The sequence below is a fragment of the Paraburkholderia sp. BCC1886 genome (assembly GCF_900996245.1).
Taxonomy (GTDB): Bacteria; Pseudomonadota; Gammaproteobacteria; order Burkholderiales; family Burkholderiaceae; genus Paraburkholderia.
Map to the genome: position 1 here is coordinate 205,992 of NZ_CAAJGK010000041.1, position 16,599 is coordinate 222,590.

Here is a 16,599-nt window from a genome sequence, read left to right on the forward strand (position 1 = left end):
CAGCAAGGCCGAAATGCATTCATAGGGGGAAAAGAAAGCCCCCATCGGTTATGATGACCGCCGTCGCGAAAAAATAAAAAACGCAGGCAGTAAATCCGAAAAATCTTCCGAAACCCATTCGATTCAGAGCCGAAGACAGAAAAAATGACCGCATCTCAGGCCGTCGATCAACACCGTTTTCGCAGCATCATCCGCCGCAACATCGCTCTACCCCTTGTTGTCGGTCTGGTCACGATCGCCGTTTTCATCGGCTTGATCGCCTATCTCGTGTCGACGATGAACTGGGCCGAGCATTCCGAGCGTGTCATCGGCTCCGGTAATGAAATGATGCGGCTCGCGGTGGACCGCGAATCCTCCATGCGCGGTTTCCTGATCACCGGCAACGAGAGCTTTCTCGAGCCCTACGAAACGGGCGGCCCGAAATTCACGGCCGAAATCCAGGCGCTTCAGCAACTGGTCTCCGACAACCCCCCGCAAGTCGAAAAGCTCAAGCAGATCGAGGCGATTCAGGCGCGCTGGACGCGCTACGCCGACGACATCATCGACGCGCGGCGGCGTCATCAGGACTACGAGAGCATCGTCGCGAGCGGGCGCGGCAAGATCGAATTCGATGAAACGCGCCGCGAATTCAGCGACTTTCTCAACGAAGAGTTGCGCTTGCGGCAGGACCGTTCCGAGGCGACGCGCCGCGTCACCGTCACGCTGGTGGGCGTATTTCTGCTGTTCAGTCTGAGCGTGAGCGGCCTGCTCGCGTGGGTGGGGCGGCGCGAACTTTTGGGCCTGTCGTCGACCTACGACGGCGTGCTGCAAAAGCAGGCCGAACAGAACGACGTGCTGCAGCAGCAGGTCTGGTTACGCTCCGGGCAGCGCTTGCTGGCCGAGAAAGTGGTCGGCCAGACCAGCCCGCCGCTGGTCGGTCAGGCCATGCTCGATTTCCTGGCGGAATATCTCGACGTCGCCGTCGCCGCGCTGTACGTGCGCGACAAACAGCATGGCACGCTGCGCCGTGTCGCCGCTTACGGCTTCAGCCGCGAAAGCGAGCAGGCCGCCGCGCGCAATTTCGCGGAATCGGAATCGCTGATCGGCCAGGCGGCCGTCGCGCGCCGCATCCTCGTGCTGCGCGATGTCCCCGAGAATTACGTGCGGGTAATGTCCGCTACCGGCAGCAGCGCGCCACGCAATCTGCTCATCATGCCGATCGAAAACGACGGCAAGGTGAACGGCGTGGTCGAGCTGGGTCTGATCCGCGCCTTGACGCCGCGCGACCAGGAATTCATGGAGTTGATCGCGAACAGCATGGGCGACTTCATCGAAGCGGCGTTGTATCGCGAGCGTCTGCAGGACGCGCTGGCCGAGACCCAGCAGTTGAACGAAGAACTGCAGGTGCAGCAGGAAGAGTTGCGCGTGTCCAACGAAGGACTCGAGGAACGCGGTCGCGCGCTGCTGGATTCGCAAACGCGTCTGGAGTCGCAACAGGCCGAACTCGAGCAGACCAACGTCCAGCTCGAAGAGTACGCACAGCGTCTGGAGCGGCAGAAGTCCGACCTGCTGCGCGCACAGGACGACCTCGCGGCCAACGCCGCCCGTCTCGAACAGTCGAGCCGCTACAAGTCCGAGTTTCTCGCCAACATGTCGCACGAACTGCGCACGCCGCTGAACAGTTCGCTGATCCTCGCCAAACTCCTGCAACAGAATCGCACTGGCAACCTGAGCGACGAACAGGTGCGCTATGCCGAAACCATTCACGCGTCCAACAGCGACCTGCTGGTGCTGATCAACGACATTCTCGATCTGTCGAAAGTCGAGGCGGGTCAGGTCACGGTCGAACTGGAAACGGTGTCGGTAGATGCGACGCTGCAATCGCTGCAGGAAATGTTCCGGCCGCTCGCGGAGACCAAGCACCTGCAGCTGGCTTTCGAGCGCTTGCCCGGCACGCCCGATACCTTCGTCACCGACGGTCAGCGCGTGACGCAGATTTTGCGCAACCTGCTGTCGAACGCGGTGAAGTTCACCGAGCGCGGTGAAGTGGCGCTGTCGGTTGCGCCGGCCGAAGGCGAGATGCTGCGCATCGACGTGCGCGATTCGGGTATCGGCATTCCGGCCGACAAACTCGAGATGATCTTCGAAGCGTTCCAGCAGGCGGACGGGTCCACCAGCCGTCAATACGGCGGCAGCGGTCTGGGTCTGTCCATCTCGCGGGAGTTCTCGCGTTTGCTGGGCGGACGCATTACCGTGGCGAGCGAAGTGGGCAAGGGCAGCGTGTTTACGCTGTGGCTGCCGCTCGACGGCGAAGCGGCGCTGGCTAATGTGGGCTTGGGCGCCCAAGGTGCGAACGGCGTCAGCGGTCATGCCGCGACGCCGGGCTTCGGTCATGCGGTCACCGCGCAACCTGCGGCCGGCACGTCCGCTTCGTTGTCGTCGTTGTCTTCGTCGCTGTCGTCGTCATTGTCCCGTGCGCAATCGGCGGCCGAACCGCCGCTGGTGCGCCCGGCCGCCGTTTCCAGCCACGGCCAGCCGGCCGTCATCACGCCGGCCAACGGTCTGAGTGCCGGCAATCCGCCCGAACCGACCAGCGGCCCGATCGCCGACGATCGCGACAACCGCACGCGCGTGGGCCGCCTGATCGTCGCGGTGGAAGACGATCTGGCCTTCGCCGAAATCCTGCGCGAACTCACGCACGAACTCGACTTCGACTTCGTGCACGCCAGCAATGCGGCGAGCGGCCTCGCGCTGGTGCGCGACATGCGCCCGGCCGCGGTCCTGCTCGACGTCGGTCTGCCGGACCGCTCCGGATTGACCGTGCTCGAATGGCTGAAAAACGATCCGCTCACGCGGCACATTCCGATCCACATCGTGTCGGCCACCGACCACGCCGACAAGGCGCTGCATCTCGGCGCGATCGGCTACACGCTCAAGCCGACGGCGCGCAGCACGATGGAAGCGGCGATCCGCCGCCTCGAAACGCGCCTGCAACAACGCCTCAAACGCGTGCTGGTCATCGAGGACGACGCGGCGATGCGCGAAAGCATCCGCGCGCTGCTGCAAAGCGAGAACACCGAGATCGTCGCGGTGGCCACGCTGTCGGAGGCGCTCGAATACCTCGGCAAGTTCTCGTTCGATTGCGTGGTGACCGACCTCGCGCTGCCCGACGGCACCGGCTACGACCTGCTGGAACGCCTCGCCGGCAACACCGCGCATGCCGCACTGCCGGTGATCGTTTATACCGGCCGCATGTTGTCGGACGAAGAAGAACACCGTCTGCGCCGCTATTCGAAGTCGATCATCATCAAGGGGGCCAAGTCACCCGAGCGGCTGCTCGACGAAGTGACGCTGTTCCTGCATAGCGTGGAGTCGTCGCTCGCACCGGAGCAGCAGCGCATGTTGCGCACCGTGCGCCAGCGCGACAACGCTTTCGAAGGCCGCACCATCCTGCTGGCCGAAGACGACGTGCGCAATATCTTCGCGCTGTCGCACGTGCTGGAGCCGCTCGGCGCGAAACTCGAAATCGCGCGTAACGGCCGCGAAGCGCTGGAAGTGCTGGAAAACGGCCCCGAAGTGCATCTCATCCTGATGGACATCATGATGCCGGAGATGGACGGCATTACCGCGATGGGCGAGATTCGCCGTAACCCGCGCTTCGCGCATCTGCCGATCATCGCGTTGACCGCGAAGGCGATGGCGAACGACCGCACCCGCTGCCTCGAAGCCGGCGCCGACGACTACGTGTCCAAGCCGATCGACGTCGACAAGCTGGTTGCGTTGTGCCGCGTCTGGTTGCGGCAACGTTAAGGGAACACGGGTCCGCAATGAGCAAGTCCGCCTTCGACGCGCCGCCACGCATCAGCGATTTCGACATCGAGTTGAAGTTGCTGCTGGAGGCGATCTACCTGAAATATCAGCACGACTTCCGTCACTACGCGATGTCGTCGCTGCGTCGTCGCCTGTCGCAGGCGCTCGAAGAGTTCGGGTTGAAGACGCTCTCGCAGTTGCAGGACCGCATCATGCGCAGCGGCGACGAGTTTTCGCGGCTGTTCCAGTACCTGACGGTGCAGGTCAGCGAGATGTTCCGCGATCCGTCGTATTTTCTGGCGCTGCGTGAACACGTGTTGCCGCGTCTGCGTACCTATCCGTCGATCAAGGTGTGGGTCGCGGGGTGCAGTACCGGCGAGGAATTGTGGTCGCTCAAAATCCTGTTCGACGAAGAAGGGTTGACCGAACGCACGCTGTTCTACGCCACGGATATCAACCCGGACGCGCTGGCGCGCGCCGAGTCGGGCATCTATTCGCTCGACCGGATTCAGGGCTTCACGCAGAATTATCTGGCGGCCGGCGGCAAGCGTTCGCTGTCGGATTACTATCATGCCGCGTATGGCGGGGCGCGCTTCGCCGGCTCGCTGAAGGACCGCGTGGTGTTCGCCGACCACAGCCTGTCCACCGACGAAGTGTTCCTCGAAGCGCATCTGGTTTCGTGCCGCAACGTGTTGATCTATTTTGACCGCGGCCTGCAGGATCGCGCGCTGGGCCTCTTCGAAAACGCGCTGGTGCGGCGTGGTTTTCTCGGTTTGGGCAGCAAGGAAAGCTTGCGGTTTTCCAGTCACGACCAGGCGTTCGACGAGTTCCGTCCGGCCGAACGCATTTACCAGAAGCGCTAGGTCCGATCGCCATGGCTCCCTCCATCGCCAAGCCAGTCGTCGATGCCCTGCCGGGTACGGCAGGCGCGCGCACGTACGAACTCGTGGTGATAGGCGGTTCCGCGGGCGGCATCGAGGCGCTGAATGTTCTGCTCGCCGCGCTGCCGCGTAGTTTTGCGGCGGCGGTGATGATCGTCACGCATCTGCCCGCCGATACGCCGAGCTACCTGGTGCATGCGCTTGCGCATCGCTGCGTGTTGCCGATGCTCGAACCCGACGCGGGCGAGCCGATCGTCGCGGGACGCGTGCTCGTCGCGCCGCCCGGTTATCACATGATGGTCGAAGTCGATCGCACGGTTGCGCTGTCCACCGACCCCGCCGTGCGCTTTTCGCGCCCCTCGATCGACGTGCTGTTCGAATCCGCCGCCGCCGTGTATCGCAACCGGCTGCTGGCCATTCTGCTGTCCGGCGCCAACGACGACGGCGCGCAAGGACTCGAGCGCGTGCGCGCGCTCGGCGGCACCGCGTGGGCGCAGACGCCGGACAGCGCCAGCTCGCCCGAAATGCCGCGCGCAGCGATCGGGCGCGGCGCCTTCGACGCTATTTATTCTCCTGTAACCATGGCCCGGCAACTTGCCGGGCTTTCGACCTCTCCTGACCCGATGCCATGACGAATTCACCCGTGAACATTCTCATCGTCGACGACATCGTCCATAACATCACGGCGCTCGAAGCGCTGCTGGTGCGACCGGACATCGCCGTGCTGGTGGCGGACTCGGGCACGGCGGCACTCGACCTGCTGCTCAAGCACGAAGTGGCGCTGGCGATCCTCGACGTCAATATGCCGGGCATGAACGGCTTCGAACTTGCCGCGCTGATGCGCGGCAGTCCGCGTACTTCGCACGTGCCGATCATCTTCCTGACGGCGACGGCTCAGGACGCGTCCCGCACGTTTCGCGGTTACGAAGCGGGCGCGGTCGACTTTCTGTACAAGCCGTTCGACCCGCGCATCCTGCAATCGAAGGTGGATGTGTTCGTCCAGCTCGAACAGCAGAAGCGCCAGCTCGCGGCGCAGCTCGTGACCACGCAGCAGATGCTCGAAGCCAATGAGATGCTGATGGCCGTGCTCAGCCACGACTTGCGCACGCCGTTGAGCGCGGTGCTGGCCTCGGCGGAGTATCTGATGCGCACGTCCACCGACGAGCAGTCGACCACGGTGGCCGCGCGCGTGAAGAACAGTTCGCTGCGCATGGCGCGGATGGTCGATCAGCTTCTGAATCTCGCGCGTCTGCAGGGCGGCCGCCTGCCGCTGCAGCCGCGCTCGATCGAACTGGCGAACCTGTGCCGCTCGGTGATCGACGAATTTACCTCGCGGGAAAACGGCAAGCGCATCGTGTTCTCGAGCCGCGGCAATACCGCGGGCGCGTGGGATACCGATCTGGTGTGGCAGGCCGTGTCGAATCTGATCAGCAACGCGTTGCATCACGGTGCGCCGGGCGGCGACATCGGTGTCGAAGTGGATGGCGACGCGGCGGACTCCGTGCGCATGAGAATCAGCAATGCCGGCACTATTCCGTCGCACGTGTTTCCGCATCTGTTCAAGGCGTTCGGGCAAAACAACAGCGGCGCGCGTTCGCGCGAGGGGCTGGGGTTGGGGCTGCATATCGTGCAGGAGATTGCGCGCATGCACGGCGGCAATGTGGGCGTGCAATCCGACGATTCGGTGGGGACGGTGTTTACGATCGAGTTGCCGCGAATGGTGACGTTGCAGCGCGGATCGTTCACGCGCAAGTAAGGGCGAAGTAGCGCAGGTCAGTGCCGGCGGGCGCCGGCGAGCCGCTGTGCTACGCTTGCCGCACTTCAACCGCAAGCCGCGACGCGGCCCTGATCATGCGTTCCTGGCGCATTCCATCGCCGCACCGAAGCGGCCATGCCGGCCATCACCTCAGCACCGCGCGAGCCACCGAACTCGTGATGGCGATCTCGCGACCCGACCCGGATGCGCTCGCCGCCAGCGTGCTCGGAACCGTGGGCGACTTCCTGCCCATTTCGCAGTGCACCATCTTCGCTTATGAATTCGACGCGCGGCCGCGAACCGTGTCGGTCGCGGACCATCGCGGCGGCCGCTTTCTGCGCGATGTCGCGCAACGCTATGCCACGCATTTTCACGCGCTCGACGGCAACCGCGCGATCATCGACCGTTCGCGAACGACGCCGCACGATGCGCTGATGCTGCATCGGCAGCAAGGCGACGAGATCGAAAACGAAGCCTATCGCGCGGCCTGTTACGCGCAGCCGAACGTGTCCGACCGGCTATCGTTGCTCGTGCAACCGGTGCAGAGTGTGTGGCTGTCGATCAACCTCTACCGGGACGGCGCTTACGGACTGTTTGAGCCGGACGAGATGGCCCAGGTGGAAGACATCGCGCCTCTGCTGGCGCATGCGGCTAAAGCGCATTACGCGCTGAACGGGCAACATCAGCAAGGCTCGGCCGCCGCCATGCTGGCGCGCGTGCGGCGCGCGTGCCCGGCGTTGACGCCGCGTGAAATCGACGTGGTGCGCGGCATGCTCGAGGGCGAAAGCGCCGCCGCCATCGGCATGCGAATGGGCATCAAGGCGAGCAGCGTGACGACCTATCAGAAGCGTGCTTATGCCAGGCTGGGTATTTCCAGTCAGCGGCAGTTATTCGCATTGAGCTTGTTGCCCGAGCAGACGTGAGTCGGATCACCCACGTTTGCCGCGTCCCGTGGCCTGCGTCTCGCGGTCCCAGCGCTCGAGCCACGGCACGATGAACTCCGCGAACCCATCGGCGGGCGGCGACAAAGCACGTTCGGTGGAGCGATACACGCAGACTTCGCGAATGGTTTCGGGGTCGACGATTCGCTTCATTACCAGCCCGAAAAGCCTCGCAAGCGGGGCGACGTAAGCCGGCGACAGCGTGATCGCCAGCCCCTGCGACGCAATGCCGAACGCCGTGGTGACGTTGTCCACGACCTCGACCGGAATGATGCGGGCGTCCGCCGGCAGGTCGGCGAGCATCTGCTCGACCGCGCGCTCGTGGTCGCGGCCGGTGGCGATCACCGGCACGTCGCGCAGATGTTGCCATAGCAGGCGGCGCTTGCCGGCGAGCGGATGCGTCGGCGCGCACCACATTACCCACGGACTCGCGAACGCCGGGTCGCTACGGACCCGCGCGCCGGTTTGCCGGTTCGGACCGATGGCCAGATCGACGTCGCCGTTTTCCACCCGTTCCACCAGTTGCTCGACGATCGTGTCGCACAGACGCACGACCACCTTCGGTTTGTCGCGCGCGTATTCGGCGATGGCGGCGGGCAGCGCGGTGGCGGCGAGCACCAGCGGCGCACCGACGCGCACGATGCCGGCCGCGCGATTGCGGATGTCGTCGGCGGACTGGGCGGCCGCGCGTACATAGCGCAACACGGATTCCGCCGACGACAAAAAATCCTGACCCGCGCTCGACAGATCGACGCGCCGCGTCGTCCGGTCGAACAGCCGGAAGCCGAGTTCCGTTTCGAGGTCCGCCAGCAACTGGCTGACTGCGGACGACGTAAGCCCAAGCCGCTCCGCCGCGGCGCCGATGCTGTGAAGATCGACGATGGCGAGGAACGCTTCGAACTGTCGGATGGTGATGCGTGTGAGCGGCATGCGCTGATTCTAAAGAAAAACTTAAGAATCGTAAAAAATAGATTGATTGTGCCAGGGGCGCGGCGGGTCGAGACTGTCGGTCAGCCTCGAAAACGGTTACAGCACTGCGCCAACATCACAACAACACCACGACAACGGAGACTTCGATGAGCACCCTCGACAAAGCACCGGTCCACCCGGCGACCCCCACCGCGATGCACCCCGACGAATGGCATGCGCGAGTGCAACTGGCCGCCTGCTACCGCATTTTCGACATGCTCGGCTGGACCGAGATGATCTACAACCACATCACCCTGCGCGTGCCGCCGAGCGTCGCCGGCGACGAGCGGCACTTTCTGATCAATCCGTTTGGCCTGCATTACAGCGAGGTGACGGCGAGCAATCTCGTCAAGATCGACTCGCAAGGTCGCGTACTGGACGGCTCGCCCCATCCGGTCAATCCGGCCGGCTTCGTCGTGCACGCGGCGATTCACGAAGGCCTGCCCGACGCGCATTGCGTGATGCATACCCACACCACGGCCGGCGTGGCGGTCGCGTGTCTCGAAGACGGTTTGCAGCAGACCAACTTCTACAGCGCGCAGTTGCACGATCGCATCGCGTATCACGACTTCGAAGGCATCACCGTGCATGCGGAAGAAGGGCCGCGCCTGCTCGCCCATATCGGCGACAAACAGGCGGTGATTCTGCGCAATCATGGTCTGCTTGCGTGGGGTCACACGTTGGCGCAAACTTTCGCGGTTTTGTGGACGCTCAATCGCGCCTGCGAGATTCAGGTGGCGACGTTTGCGATGGGCCGTGCGCGAACGGTGCCGGAAGACGTGGCAATTCGCTGTTCGCGCGATTCGTTGCAGTTCGGTCCGCGCCACGGCGGCGGTCAGGATGTGTTCGATGCGCTGGTCCGCAAGGTCGATCGCCTCGACGCGAGCTACAAAGAATAACCCGCACCCAAAAAGATTCAGGCAAGGATGACTCGATGAAAATAGCACTCTACGGCGCCGGCGCGATCGGTGGCTGGATGGGCGTGAAGCTGTCGCAGGCAGGCCACGAGGTCAGCGTGATCGCGCGCGGCGCGACGCTCGCGGCGTTGCGCCAGGACGGCCTGCGGTTGATCGAAGGAGAAGAGACGCATACGGTGCAGGTCACGGCGAGCGATCGGCCCGCCGACCTCGGTGTGCAGGACCTCGTTGTGATTGCCGTCAAGGCGCCGGCGATGGCCTCGGTGGCCGCGCAGATCGCGCCGTTGCTCGACCCGCAGACTCTTGTACTGACCGCGATGAACGGTGTGCCGTGGTGGTTCTGCGAAGGGCTCGGCGGCGAGTTCGCAGGCAGGCGGCTCAAGACGGTCGACCCCGAAGGCGCGCTGGCCGCCGCGATTCCTGCCGGGCAGACCGTAGGCTGCGTCGTGCATGCGAGTTGCCTCGTCGAAGCGCCCGGCGTGATCCGGCATCACCAGGGCTATGGCCTGATCGTCGGTGCGGCCGACGGCCGGCCTGCCGAGCGCGTTGCCGCGCTCACCGCTGCGCTTACCGCTGCCGGATTCAATGCGACGCAATCGGCACAGATTCAGCGCGACGTCTGGTACAAGCTGTGGGGCAACATGACGATGAACCCGGTCAGCGCCATCACCGGCGCGACGACCGACCGGATACTGAACGATCCGCTGCTGCGCGAATTCGTCACGCGCATCATGCTGGAGGCGAAAGACATCGGTGCGCGCTTCGGCATTGCAATTGACCAGGCGCCCGAGGATCGTCATGCCGTCACGCTCAAATTAGGCGCGATGAAAACCTCGATGTTGCAGGACGTGCAGGCGGGCAAGGCCGTCGAACTCGATGCGCTGGTGGCCGCGGTGCGCGAACTCGGCCAGATCACCGGCGTGCCGACGCCGAACACGGACGCGCTGCTGGGTCTCGCGCGTTTGCATGCCAGTACGTTGGGCTTGTATCCGCAGCAGTGACGACGCGTGAGACGTAAAAGCCGCCGTGCATAGTTAGCGCGGCGGCTTTTTTACGCCTGCGAGGGCGACGGCAAGCGCGCCGCTTCGATCAGCGTCAGCGCGCGTTGCGGATCGTCGAGTTCGGTCATGCAAAGCATCGCGAGGCGCGCGAGGTACAGCGATGCCTGCGTTTCGCCTTCGCCCGTCAGAGTCTTGCACAGCGTCGTGTAGACGACGTCGAGATCGCTATCGGTCATGGTCGACTTTTCCTTTTGCATTAGTTCGTCAGGCTGGCTTCGATCGCGCTTTGCACGTCCCGCGCACGGCCGTTGCGCCAGCGAGCCAGCACATGACCATCCGGGCGGATCAGATAGACGGTGCCGGGTTGGGCGTCGAGCATTGCATGCAGATGGCCGTGAGTGTCATAGGCATGCGGGCGGGCGATGGTGGCCTTACCCGGCTCCCCAGGCTCAGTCAGCGTGATGGCCTGGAATGCAATCCGCCGGTCCTCCAGCGACGCCTGGAGTGCATGCCATGCGTCGTGCTGCGTCGCGTCTTCGCCGAAACACAGTGCGGTAAAGCAGGGGCCGAGCAGATCGGTCAGGTGAATGCCACGCTTCGTGTCGCCGTCGATCTTCGTCAGACGGCATTCCGGCAGCACCGTGCCGGGTGCGGGCCCGCGCGCGAATTCCGCCGACGCCTGCTGCGCGACCCGGTTCAGCGGTGACTCGCGATACGCGATTGCATGCGTTTGCCGCGGGTTGATTAGCGGACGGACCTTCGGGTGATCGATGGCGAGGCCAAGCACCGCGCGTCGCATCAGGTCGAACGCGAACGACGGCGGCGCCATGAATTCCGTGCTCTTCATGCCGTAGCCGAGATTCTCGCGCGCCGCGAAGACACGCTCGTCGCTATAGCTGTCGAGCAGCCGCGCCGACGCCGTGCCGTTGACCACGGCGCCGAGTTTCCAGCCGAGGTTGTCGGCGTCGTCGATACCGGAATTCGCACCGCGCACGCCGAAAATCGGCACGAGATGCGCGGCGTCGCCGGCGAACAGTACCGGGCCATGCCGATAGCGCTCCAGTGTCAGCGCGTTGGCCTTGTACACGGTGATCCAGATCGGCGACCACGTGCCGGTTTCGCCCATCGAGTCCAGCAGGTTTTGCACGCGCGGCATCACGTTCTCAGGAAGGATTGCCGCGTCGGCATCTTCGTCGTCGCGTAGCTGGTAGTCGATGCGCCACACGTTGTCCGGCTGCTTGTGTACCAGAACCGTGGAACCGGGATTGGACGGCGGGTCGAAGTACGCGAGTCGCTCGGTCGGGCGCTCGCTGTTCAGCGCAATATCCACGATGACATAGCGGCCTTCGTAAGTCGTGCCGGTGAGCTTGAGTCCAAGCGCGTCGCGAATCGTGCTGCGGCCGCCGTCGCAGGCAATCACCCAGTCGGCGTGCATGCGCCACGTGGTGTCGCCGGTGCTCAGCGTCAGGGTGGTGGGGCTCGGGTCTTGTGTTGCGTTCGCGGCGTGCGGTTGCGCGACATCGATTGCGGTGACACGGGTTTGCCAGCGGATCTCGATCAGATCGCCATGCCGTTCCACTTCGTCGAGCAGCAACTGTTCGATCTGGTATTGCGCGATGTTGATCATCGGCGGGAGCGACTGCTCGTCGTCCTGATGCATCGCGAAGCGGAACACCTCCACGTCACGGTAGAAACTGCGGCCGCCGGTCCACGGCAGACCTTTCTGTAAAAACCCGTCGACCACGCCGAGGCGTTTGAAAATCTCCAGACTGCGCCGCGAAATGCAGATGGCGCGGCTGCCGGTGCACACACCGTCGTCGGCTTCGATGAGCACCGAGCGCACGCCTTGACGTGCCAGCGCAAGCGCGGCGGTCAACCCGACCGGGCCGCCGCCGACGATCGCCACGGCACGCCGCACGGGGTCGCTGCCGTCGACGAGCGGCGGCACCGTGCCGTCGTGTTGGACCGCTGAGAACGGATAGGGGGCAAAGCGGGCGCTCATGCGTGTCTCCGATAGTTGTCTGCCGATGGCCCGTCGCATTACGCAGAAAGCGCGCTGAAGGCAACGATTCGTTAGCGAAGTATGCAGCAGGGTGAACGCCGGCTTGTCCTCATTTTGGGTACAGCGTGCGTGGGGTTGCGCAGTGATTGGATGGGCGGACGAGCGACCGCGGCGGCGACCACAAGCGCCGTCGCCTTCAGGCCGTGGGACGCTCCGGCACGGCCGCGCCGTATGGCATGCCGTTTGTCTTCGCCGACGTGGTGAGCCGTTCGGCATTGGTGCGAAACCAGTGCACGGAAAAGTCGACGAACGAGCGCGTTTTAGCCGAGATATGGCGCCGGTCGGCATACACGATGGCCAGCTCCTTCTCGGCGTTGATGATGCGGTAGTCGCCGAGCACCGGCACGAGATGACCGTTGCGCAAGTCGTCCATGACCTGGTTTTCGGGCAGCACCGCGACGCCCATGCCGGCGAGCGCGGCGTAGCGCAGCATCAAGGCATTGTTCACCGCGAACGAGGCTTCGAGCGTCAGTCGCGTTTCCAGCGTTTCCGGCGAAACGAAGGTCCAGTCGCATTCGTGCGAGGTGGCGTTGAGCGCCAGAATCTTGTGCGAGACCAGGTCCATGGGCCGCGTGGGCGTACCTTTCGCTTCGAGGTAGCCGGGCGACGCGACCGCAATGGGGCGCACGCTCAGCAGCGAGCGCTTGATGAGCGTCGTACCGCTGATCTGCCTGGGCAGCACGATGCCGACGTCGAAGCCTTCGCGCACGAAGTCGACATGCTGATGCAGCAGCGTGAGCGAGAGTTTGACGTTGGGATACTGCTGCAGGTACTGCTGCAGCAAGGGCGTGAGACTGGATAGCGAGAACGACGCGCCGGCCGCCACGCGCAGCGTGCCGGAGGGTTCGGTCGCGCCACGAATCGCGACCGTTTCGATCTCTTCGATTTCGTCCAGGATGTTGCGACAGCCCTTCGCGTAGATTTGCCCCTCCTCGGTGAGCGACAGGCAGCGCGTATTGCGATTGACGAGCCGGGTGTTGAGGTGCGCCTCCAGCTGCTCGAGGTAGCGCGTGACCATGGCATTCGAAATGCCGAGGTTGCTGGCGGCATGACCGAACGACATGGTTTCCGCGATATTAAGAAATACTCGCATTGCCTGAATCTGATTCATCATTTCACCATTAACGAGAAAGGATAGCTTTATTGATCTTGATAATGCCGGCGCGAGTGATAGGCGTCCGCTTGGTTCGATTTTATCCTGGGATGAATATCAATAAGTCTTATTAATTGGGGCCAGGGTATCGACAAATCTTTCTCAAAAATAGACGGCAATTTGTCCTGTGGGGCCACCACAACGTTCACGTTGACCATTTCCTGCGGAATTGTCGGACATGCTGTTGGGCAAAGGCTGAGCCCATCGGCGCCACCGTGATCCAATGCGCTGTCTTAATAAAAATCAAAAATAGTTTTGCATATTTAATGGCGATTTTATAAACGGCGTCGCATCTAGAATTTGGCCTGCACATAAGTCTCGTATTCCACGCTGGATCAAATGGAAATTGAGTGGGTGCAATGATGGTTTCGGCAAATGGTCGAGCAAATTCAGCCAACCCCGTTTTACGATTCAACGCCAAGGTATTCCTATGAAAAAAATCATTACTGCAACCGCCGTATCCGCCACTTTCGCGACGCTCGCAGTCCCGGCCCACGCGCAGAGCAGCGTAACGCTGTACGGCATCGTCGACGCGGGGCTCACTTACGTGAGCAATCAGGTCAGCCGCGAGTCGCAGGTCACCCCCGACGGCCGGATTACGGGCGGCAAGGCAGTGTTCGGCATGACGGGCGGCAACGTGCAGTCGAGCCGCTGGGGCCTCCGCGGTGCCGAAGACCTGGGCGGCGGAATGAAGGCGGTCTTCAACCTCGAAAGCGGCTTCAATATCACGAACGGCAGTCAGGCGCAGAAGAACACGCTGTTCAACCGTCAAGCCTACGTCGGTCTGTCCAACGAGTTCGGCACGATCTCGCTGGGCCGCCAGTACGACTCCGTGGTGGACTATCTGAGCCCGCTGTCGGCTACCGGTAGCTGGGGCGGCACTTACTTCGGCCACCCGGGCGACAACGACAACCTCAACGCGTCGATCAGCGTCAATAACTCGGTCAAGTTCCAGAGCGCGAATTACGCGGGCCTGTCGTTCAGCGGCCTCTATGGTTTTTCGAATCAGGCCGGCTTCGCGGACAACCGCGCGTACAGTGCCGGCGCCGGCTACAAGGCGGGCGGTCTGCAACTGGGTGCGGCCTATTCGCAGTACCAGGGCATGAACCTGAACCAGACTTCGGGCGCGATCCAGGGCGGCACGTTCGCCGCGTCGTCGTTGAGCGGCGTGCAGAACCAGCGCACGTGGGGTCTCGGCGGCAGCTATGCGTTCGGCCCGGTCGTGCTCGGCACGGTGTTCACGCAAAGCCGCTATCAGGATCAGCTCGCAGATATCTCGGTGCGCTACAACAACTACGAGGTCAACGCGCGTTACAACGTGACGCCGGAACTCGGTCTGGGAGCCGCCTACACGTACACGCAAGCACTGCGCGCGACGCCGGGCACCACCAACTCGGGCACGGGCGCGGCGCACTGGAACCAGTTCGGCCTGCAAGCCGATTACGCGTTGTCGCGTCGCACGGACATCTATGCCGAATCGGTCGTCCAACTCGGCGCCAATAACGGCCGGGGTGTCAACGCGGTGCAGGTGAACGGTACCTCCGGCCCGTCCGCCTCCAGCAATCAGTACGTCGTGACGACGGGTATCCGTCACCGGTTCTGATTCTCGCGGTACCTGCTGCTTTTTTCTGGCAACGGCGGACGCATTCGCCTGCGCATTGGCCTGCGCATTGGCCTGGTCCTGTCCGACCCGCTGGCCACCAGCCGGGTCGGGCGGGCAACGCCAATACCGGGGCGGCGCCGGTTATCACTCAATCATTCGTTGGGGCATTCATGTCAGTTTCGGTACTGGGGGGCATGATGCGCTCCTCGAATGTGCAGCGGCGCCGGCGCGATTCGTGGGCCGCCCGGCCTCGCCAGTGGGCGTGGTTTGTCGTCGTCGGCGCGCTGCTCGCGGGCTGTAGCAAATCGGGTGCGCCGCCCACGCCCCCGCCGGTCGAAGTCACGGTGCTCAGCATCGAGCAACGCGACACGCCCACGGAATTCGTCTTCACTGCCCAGACCCAAAGCTCGAGCGCGGTCGAAATCCGCGCCCGGGTAGACGGCTTTCTGGACAAGCGGATGTACACCGAAGGCCAGATCGTGCGTCAGGGGCAGACGCTCTTTCTGATGGACCCCAAACCCTTCGAAGCCGCGTTGCAAACCGCGCGGGGCGCACTGGCGCAACAACAGGCGCGGCTCGAAGTGGCGAAGTCGAATCTCGCGCGTGTCGAGCCGCTCGCCGCGCAGAACGCGCTGAGCAAAAAAGACCTCGACGACGCGCTCGGCAGCGAACACGAGGCACGCGCCGCGGTTATCGCCGCGCAAGGCCAGGTGCAGAGCGCACAACTCAACCTTGGCTATACCACGATCAAATCGCCGCTCGCCGGTCTGTCCAGCTACGCGCGGCAGCAGGAAGGCAGCTATGTCACGCCGGCCCAATCGGGTCTGCTGACCTACGTGTATCAGATGGACCCGATGTGGGTCGACTTCAGTATTTCCGAGAACGAGATGCTGCGTTTTCGCGATCAGGTCGCGAAGGGGCAACTGCGGTTTCCGCCGCGCGACGGATTCGACGTCACGCTGCAACTGGCCGATGGCTCGACTTTCCCCGCGCATGGCCGCATCGATTTCGCCAATCCGGTGTTCAGCACGGAGACCGGCACCTTCCTCGTGCGCGCAGTCGTCGCGAACGGCAACGGTACGCTGAAACCGGGGCAATTCGTGCGGGCGCGCGTGGCGGGTGCGATTCGGCCGAATGCCGTGATGGTTCCGCGCCGCGCGTTGCAGCAGGGCGCAAAAAGCCATTTCGTCTGGACGGTAGACGCGCAGAACAAGCCTCATCAACGCTACGTCGAAGTGGGCGAGTGGCAAGGCGACGACTGTTTCATTACCGAGGGTTTGCGGGCAGGAGAGCGCATCGTCGTAGACGGTGCCATGCGCGTGTCGCCGGTCGCCACGCTCAAGATCGCGAGCGGGCGCGAGCCCGGACCGCTTGCACAGAGCGCAGGCACAGGCGCAGATGCGACGGAGGGTGCACACGCCACCACGGACGCCACCACGAACGCGACTTCGAACGCCACCACGAACGCCACCGCCAACGCATCCACGAACGCGGAAGCGAACGTCAAGCATAACGACTAGGCCAGGG

At 63.6% G+C, this 16,599-nt stretch carries 13 protein-coding genes; 9 read left to right on the top strand and 4 right to left on the bottom strand.

Features of this window, described 5'->3' with window-relative positions; all coding sequences use genetic code 11:
• Window positions 1–144 precede the first annotated feature (144 nt).
• From FQ746_RS10775 to FQ746_RS10795, 5 genes are all read left to right on the top strand, one after another.
• Window positions 145–3,789 (top strand): response regulator, encoded by a 3,645-nt coding sequence (locus tag FQ746_RS10775; RefSeq protein ID WP_144109260.1) that lies wholly within the window; start codon window positions 145–147, stop codon window positions 3,787–3,789.
• Between the two features lie 17 nt (window positions 3,790–3,806).
• Window positions 3,807–4,652 (top strand): CheR family methyltransferase, encoded by an 846-nt coding sequence (locus tag FQ746_RS10780; RefSeq protein WP_144109262.1) that lies wholly within the window; start codon window positions 3,807–3,809, stop codon window positions 4,650–4,652.
• Window positions 4,653–4,663: 11 nt separating this feature from the next.
• Complete coding sequence (locus tag FQ746_RS10785) at window positions 4,664–5,302, top strand: chemotaxis protein CheB (protein WP_144109264.1); 639 nt, start codon at window positions 4,664–4,666, stop codon at window positions 5,300–5,302.
• Entirely contained in the window at window positions 5,299–6,426 is a 1,128-nt protein-coding gene (locus FQ746_RS10790; protein WP_144109266.1) for a hybrid sensor histidine kinase/response regulator, read from the top strand. Before FQ746_RS10785 ends, FQ746_RS10790 begins: the two co-directional genes overlap by 4 nt.
• Before the next feature lie 95 nt (window positions 6,427–6,521).
• Window positions 6,522–7,349 carry a helix-turn-helix transcriptional regulator gene (locus FQ746_RS10795; protein WP_144109267.1) on the top strand — a complete coding sequence of 276 codons (828 nt, stop codon included), beginning with the start codon at window positions 6,522–6,524 and terminating at the stop codon, window positions 7,347–7,349.
• Window positions 7,350–7,355: 6 nt separating this feature from the next.
• Here FQ746_RS10795 and FQ746_RS10800 read toward each other — a convergent pair whose 3' ends face one another.
• A complete protein-coding gene (locus FQ746_RS10800; protein ID WP_144109269.1) occupies window positions 7,356–8,297 on the bottom strand; it encodes a LysR family transcriptional regulator in 942 nt (313 codons plus the stop codon).
• Window positions 8,298–8,443: 146 nt separating this feature from the next.
• Here FQ746_RS10800 and FQ746_RS10805 point away from each other — a divergent pair, with 146 nt between their 5' ends.
• Together FQ746_RS10805 and FQ746_RS10810 are read left to right on the top strand one after the other, a co-directional pair.
• A complete protein-coding gene (locus tag FQ746_RS10805) occupies window positions 8,444–9,235 on the top strand; it encodes a class II aldolase/adducin family protein (RefSeq protein ID WP_144109271.1) in 792 nt (263 codons plus the stop codon).
• 35 nt (window positions 9,236–9,270) lie between these two features.
• Entirely contained in the window at window positions 9,271–10,254 is a 984-nt protein-coding gene (locus FQ746_RS10810; protein ID WP_144109273.1) for a 2-dehydropantoate 2-reductase, read from the top strand.
• A gap of 50 nt (window positions 10,255–10,304) precedes the next feature.
• Here the strand turns inward: FQ746_RS10810 and FQ746_RS10815 are convergent, their stop codons facing one another.
• From FQ746_RS10815 to FQ746_RS10825, 3 genes are all read right to left on the bottom strand, one after another.
• Entirely contained in the window at window positions 10,305–10,490 is a 186-nt protein-coding gene (locus FQ746_RS10815; RefSeq protein ID WP_144109275.1) for a hypothetical protein, read from the bottom strand.
• A gap of 20 nt (window positions 10,491–10,510) precedes the next feature.
• Entirely contained in the window at window positions 10,511–12,256 is a 1,746-nt protein-coding gene (locus FQ746_RS10820; protein ID WP_144109277.1) for an FAD-dependent oxidoreductase, read from the bottom strand.
• A 196-nt stretch (window positions 12,257–12,452) separates the two neighbouring features.
• Window positions 12,453–13,409 carry a LysR family transcriptional regulator gene (locus FQ746_RS10825; protein WP_313955570.1) on the bottom strand — a complete coding sequence of 319 codons (957 nt, stop codon included), beginning with the start codon at window positions 13,407–13,409 and terminating at the stop codon, window positions 12,453–12,455.
• 490 nt (window positions 13,410–13,899) lie between these two features.
• Between FQ746_RS10825 and FQ746_RS10830 the strand changes: the two genes are divergently transcribed.
• Window positions 13,900–15,072, top strand: coding sequence for a porin (locus tag FQ746_RS10830; protein WP_144109281.1), 1,173 nt, complete (start codon window positions 13,900–13,902; stop codon window positions 15,070–15,072).
• A gap of 170 nt (window positions 15,073–15,242) precedes the next feature.
• On the top strand, window positions 15,243–16,592 hold the full coding sequence (locus FQ746_RS10835) for an efflux RND transporter periplasmic adaptor subunit (RefSeq protein ID WP_144109283.1): 1,350 nt from the start codon (window positions 15,243–15,245) through the stop codon (window positions 16,590–16,592).
• The last annotated feature ends 7 nt before the right edge of the window (window positions 16,593–16,599 follow it).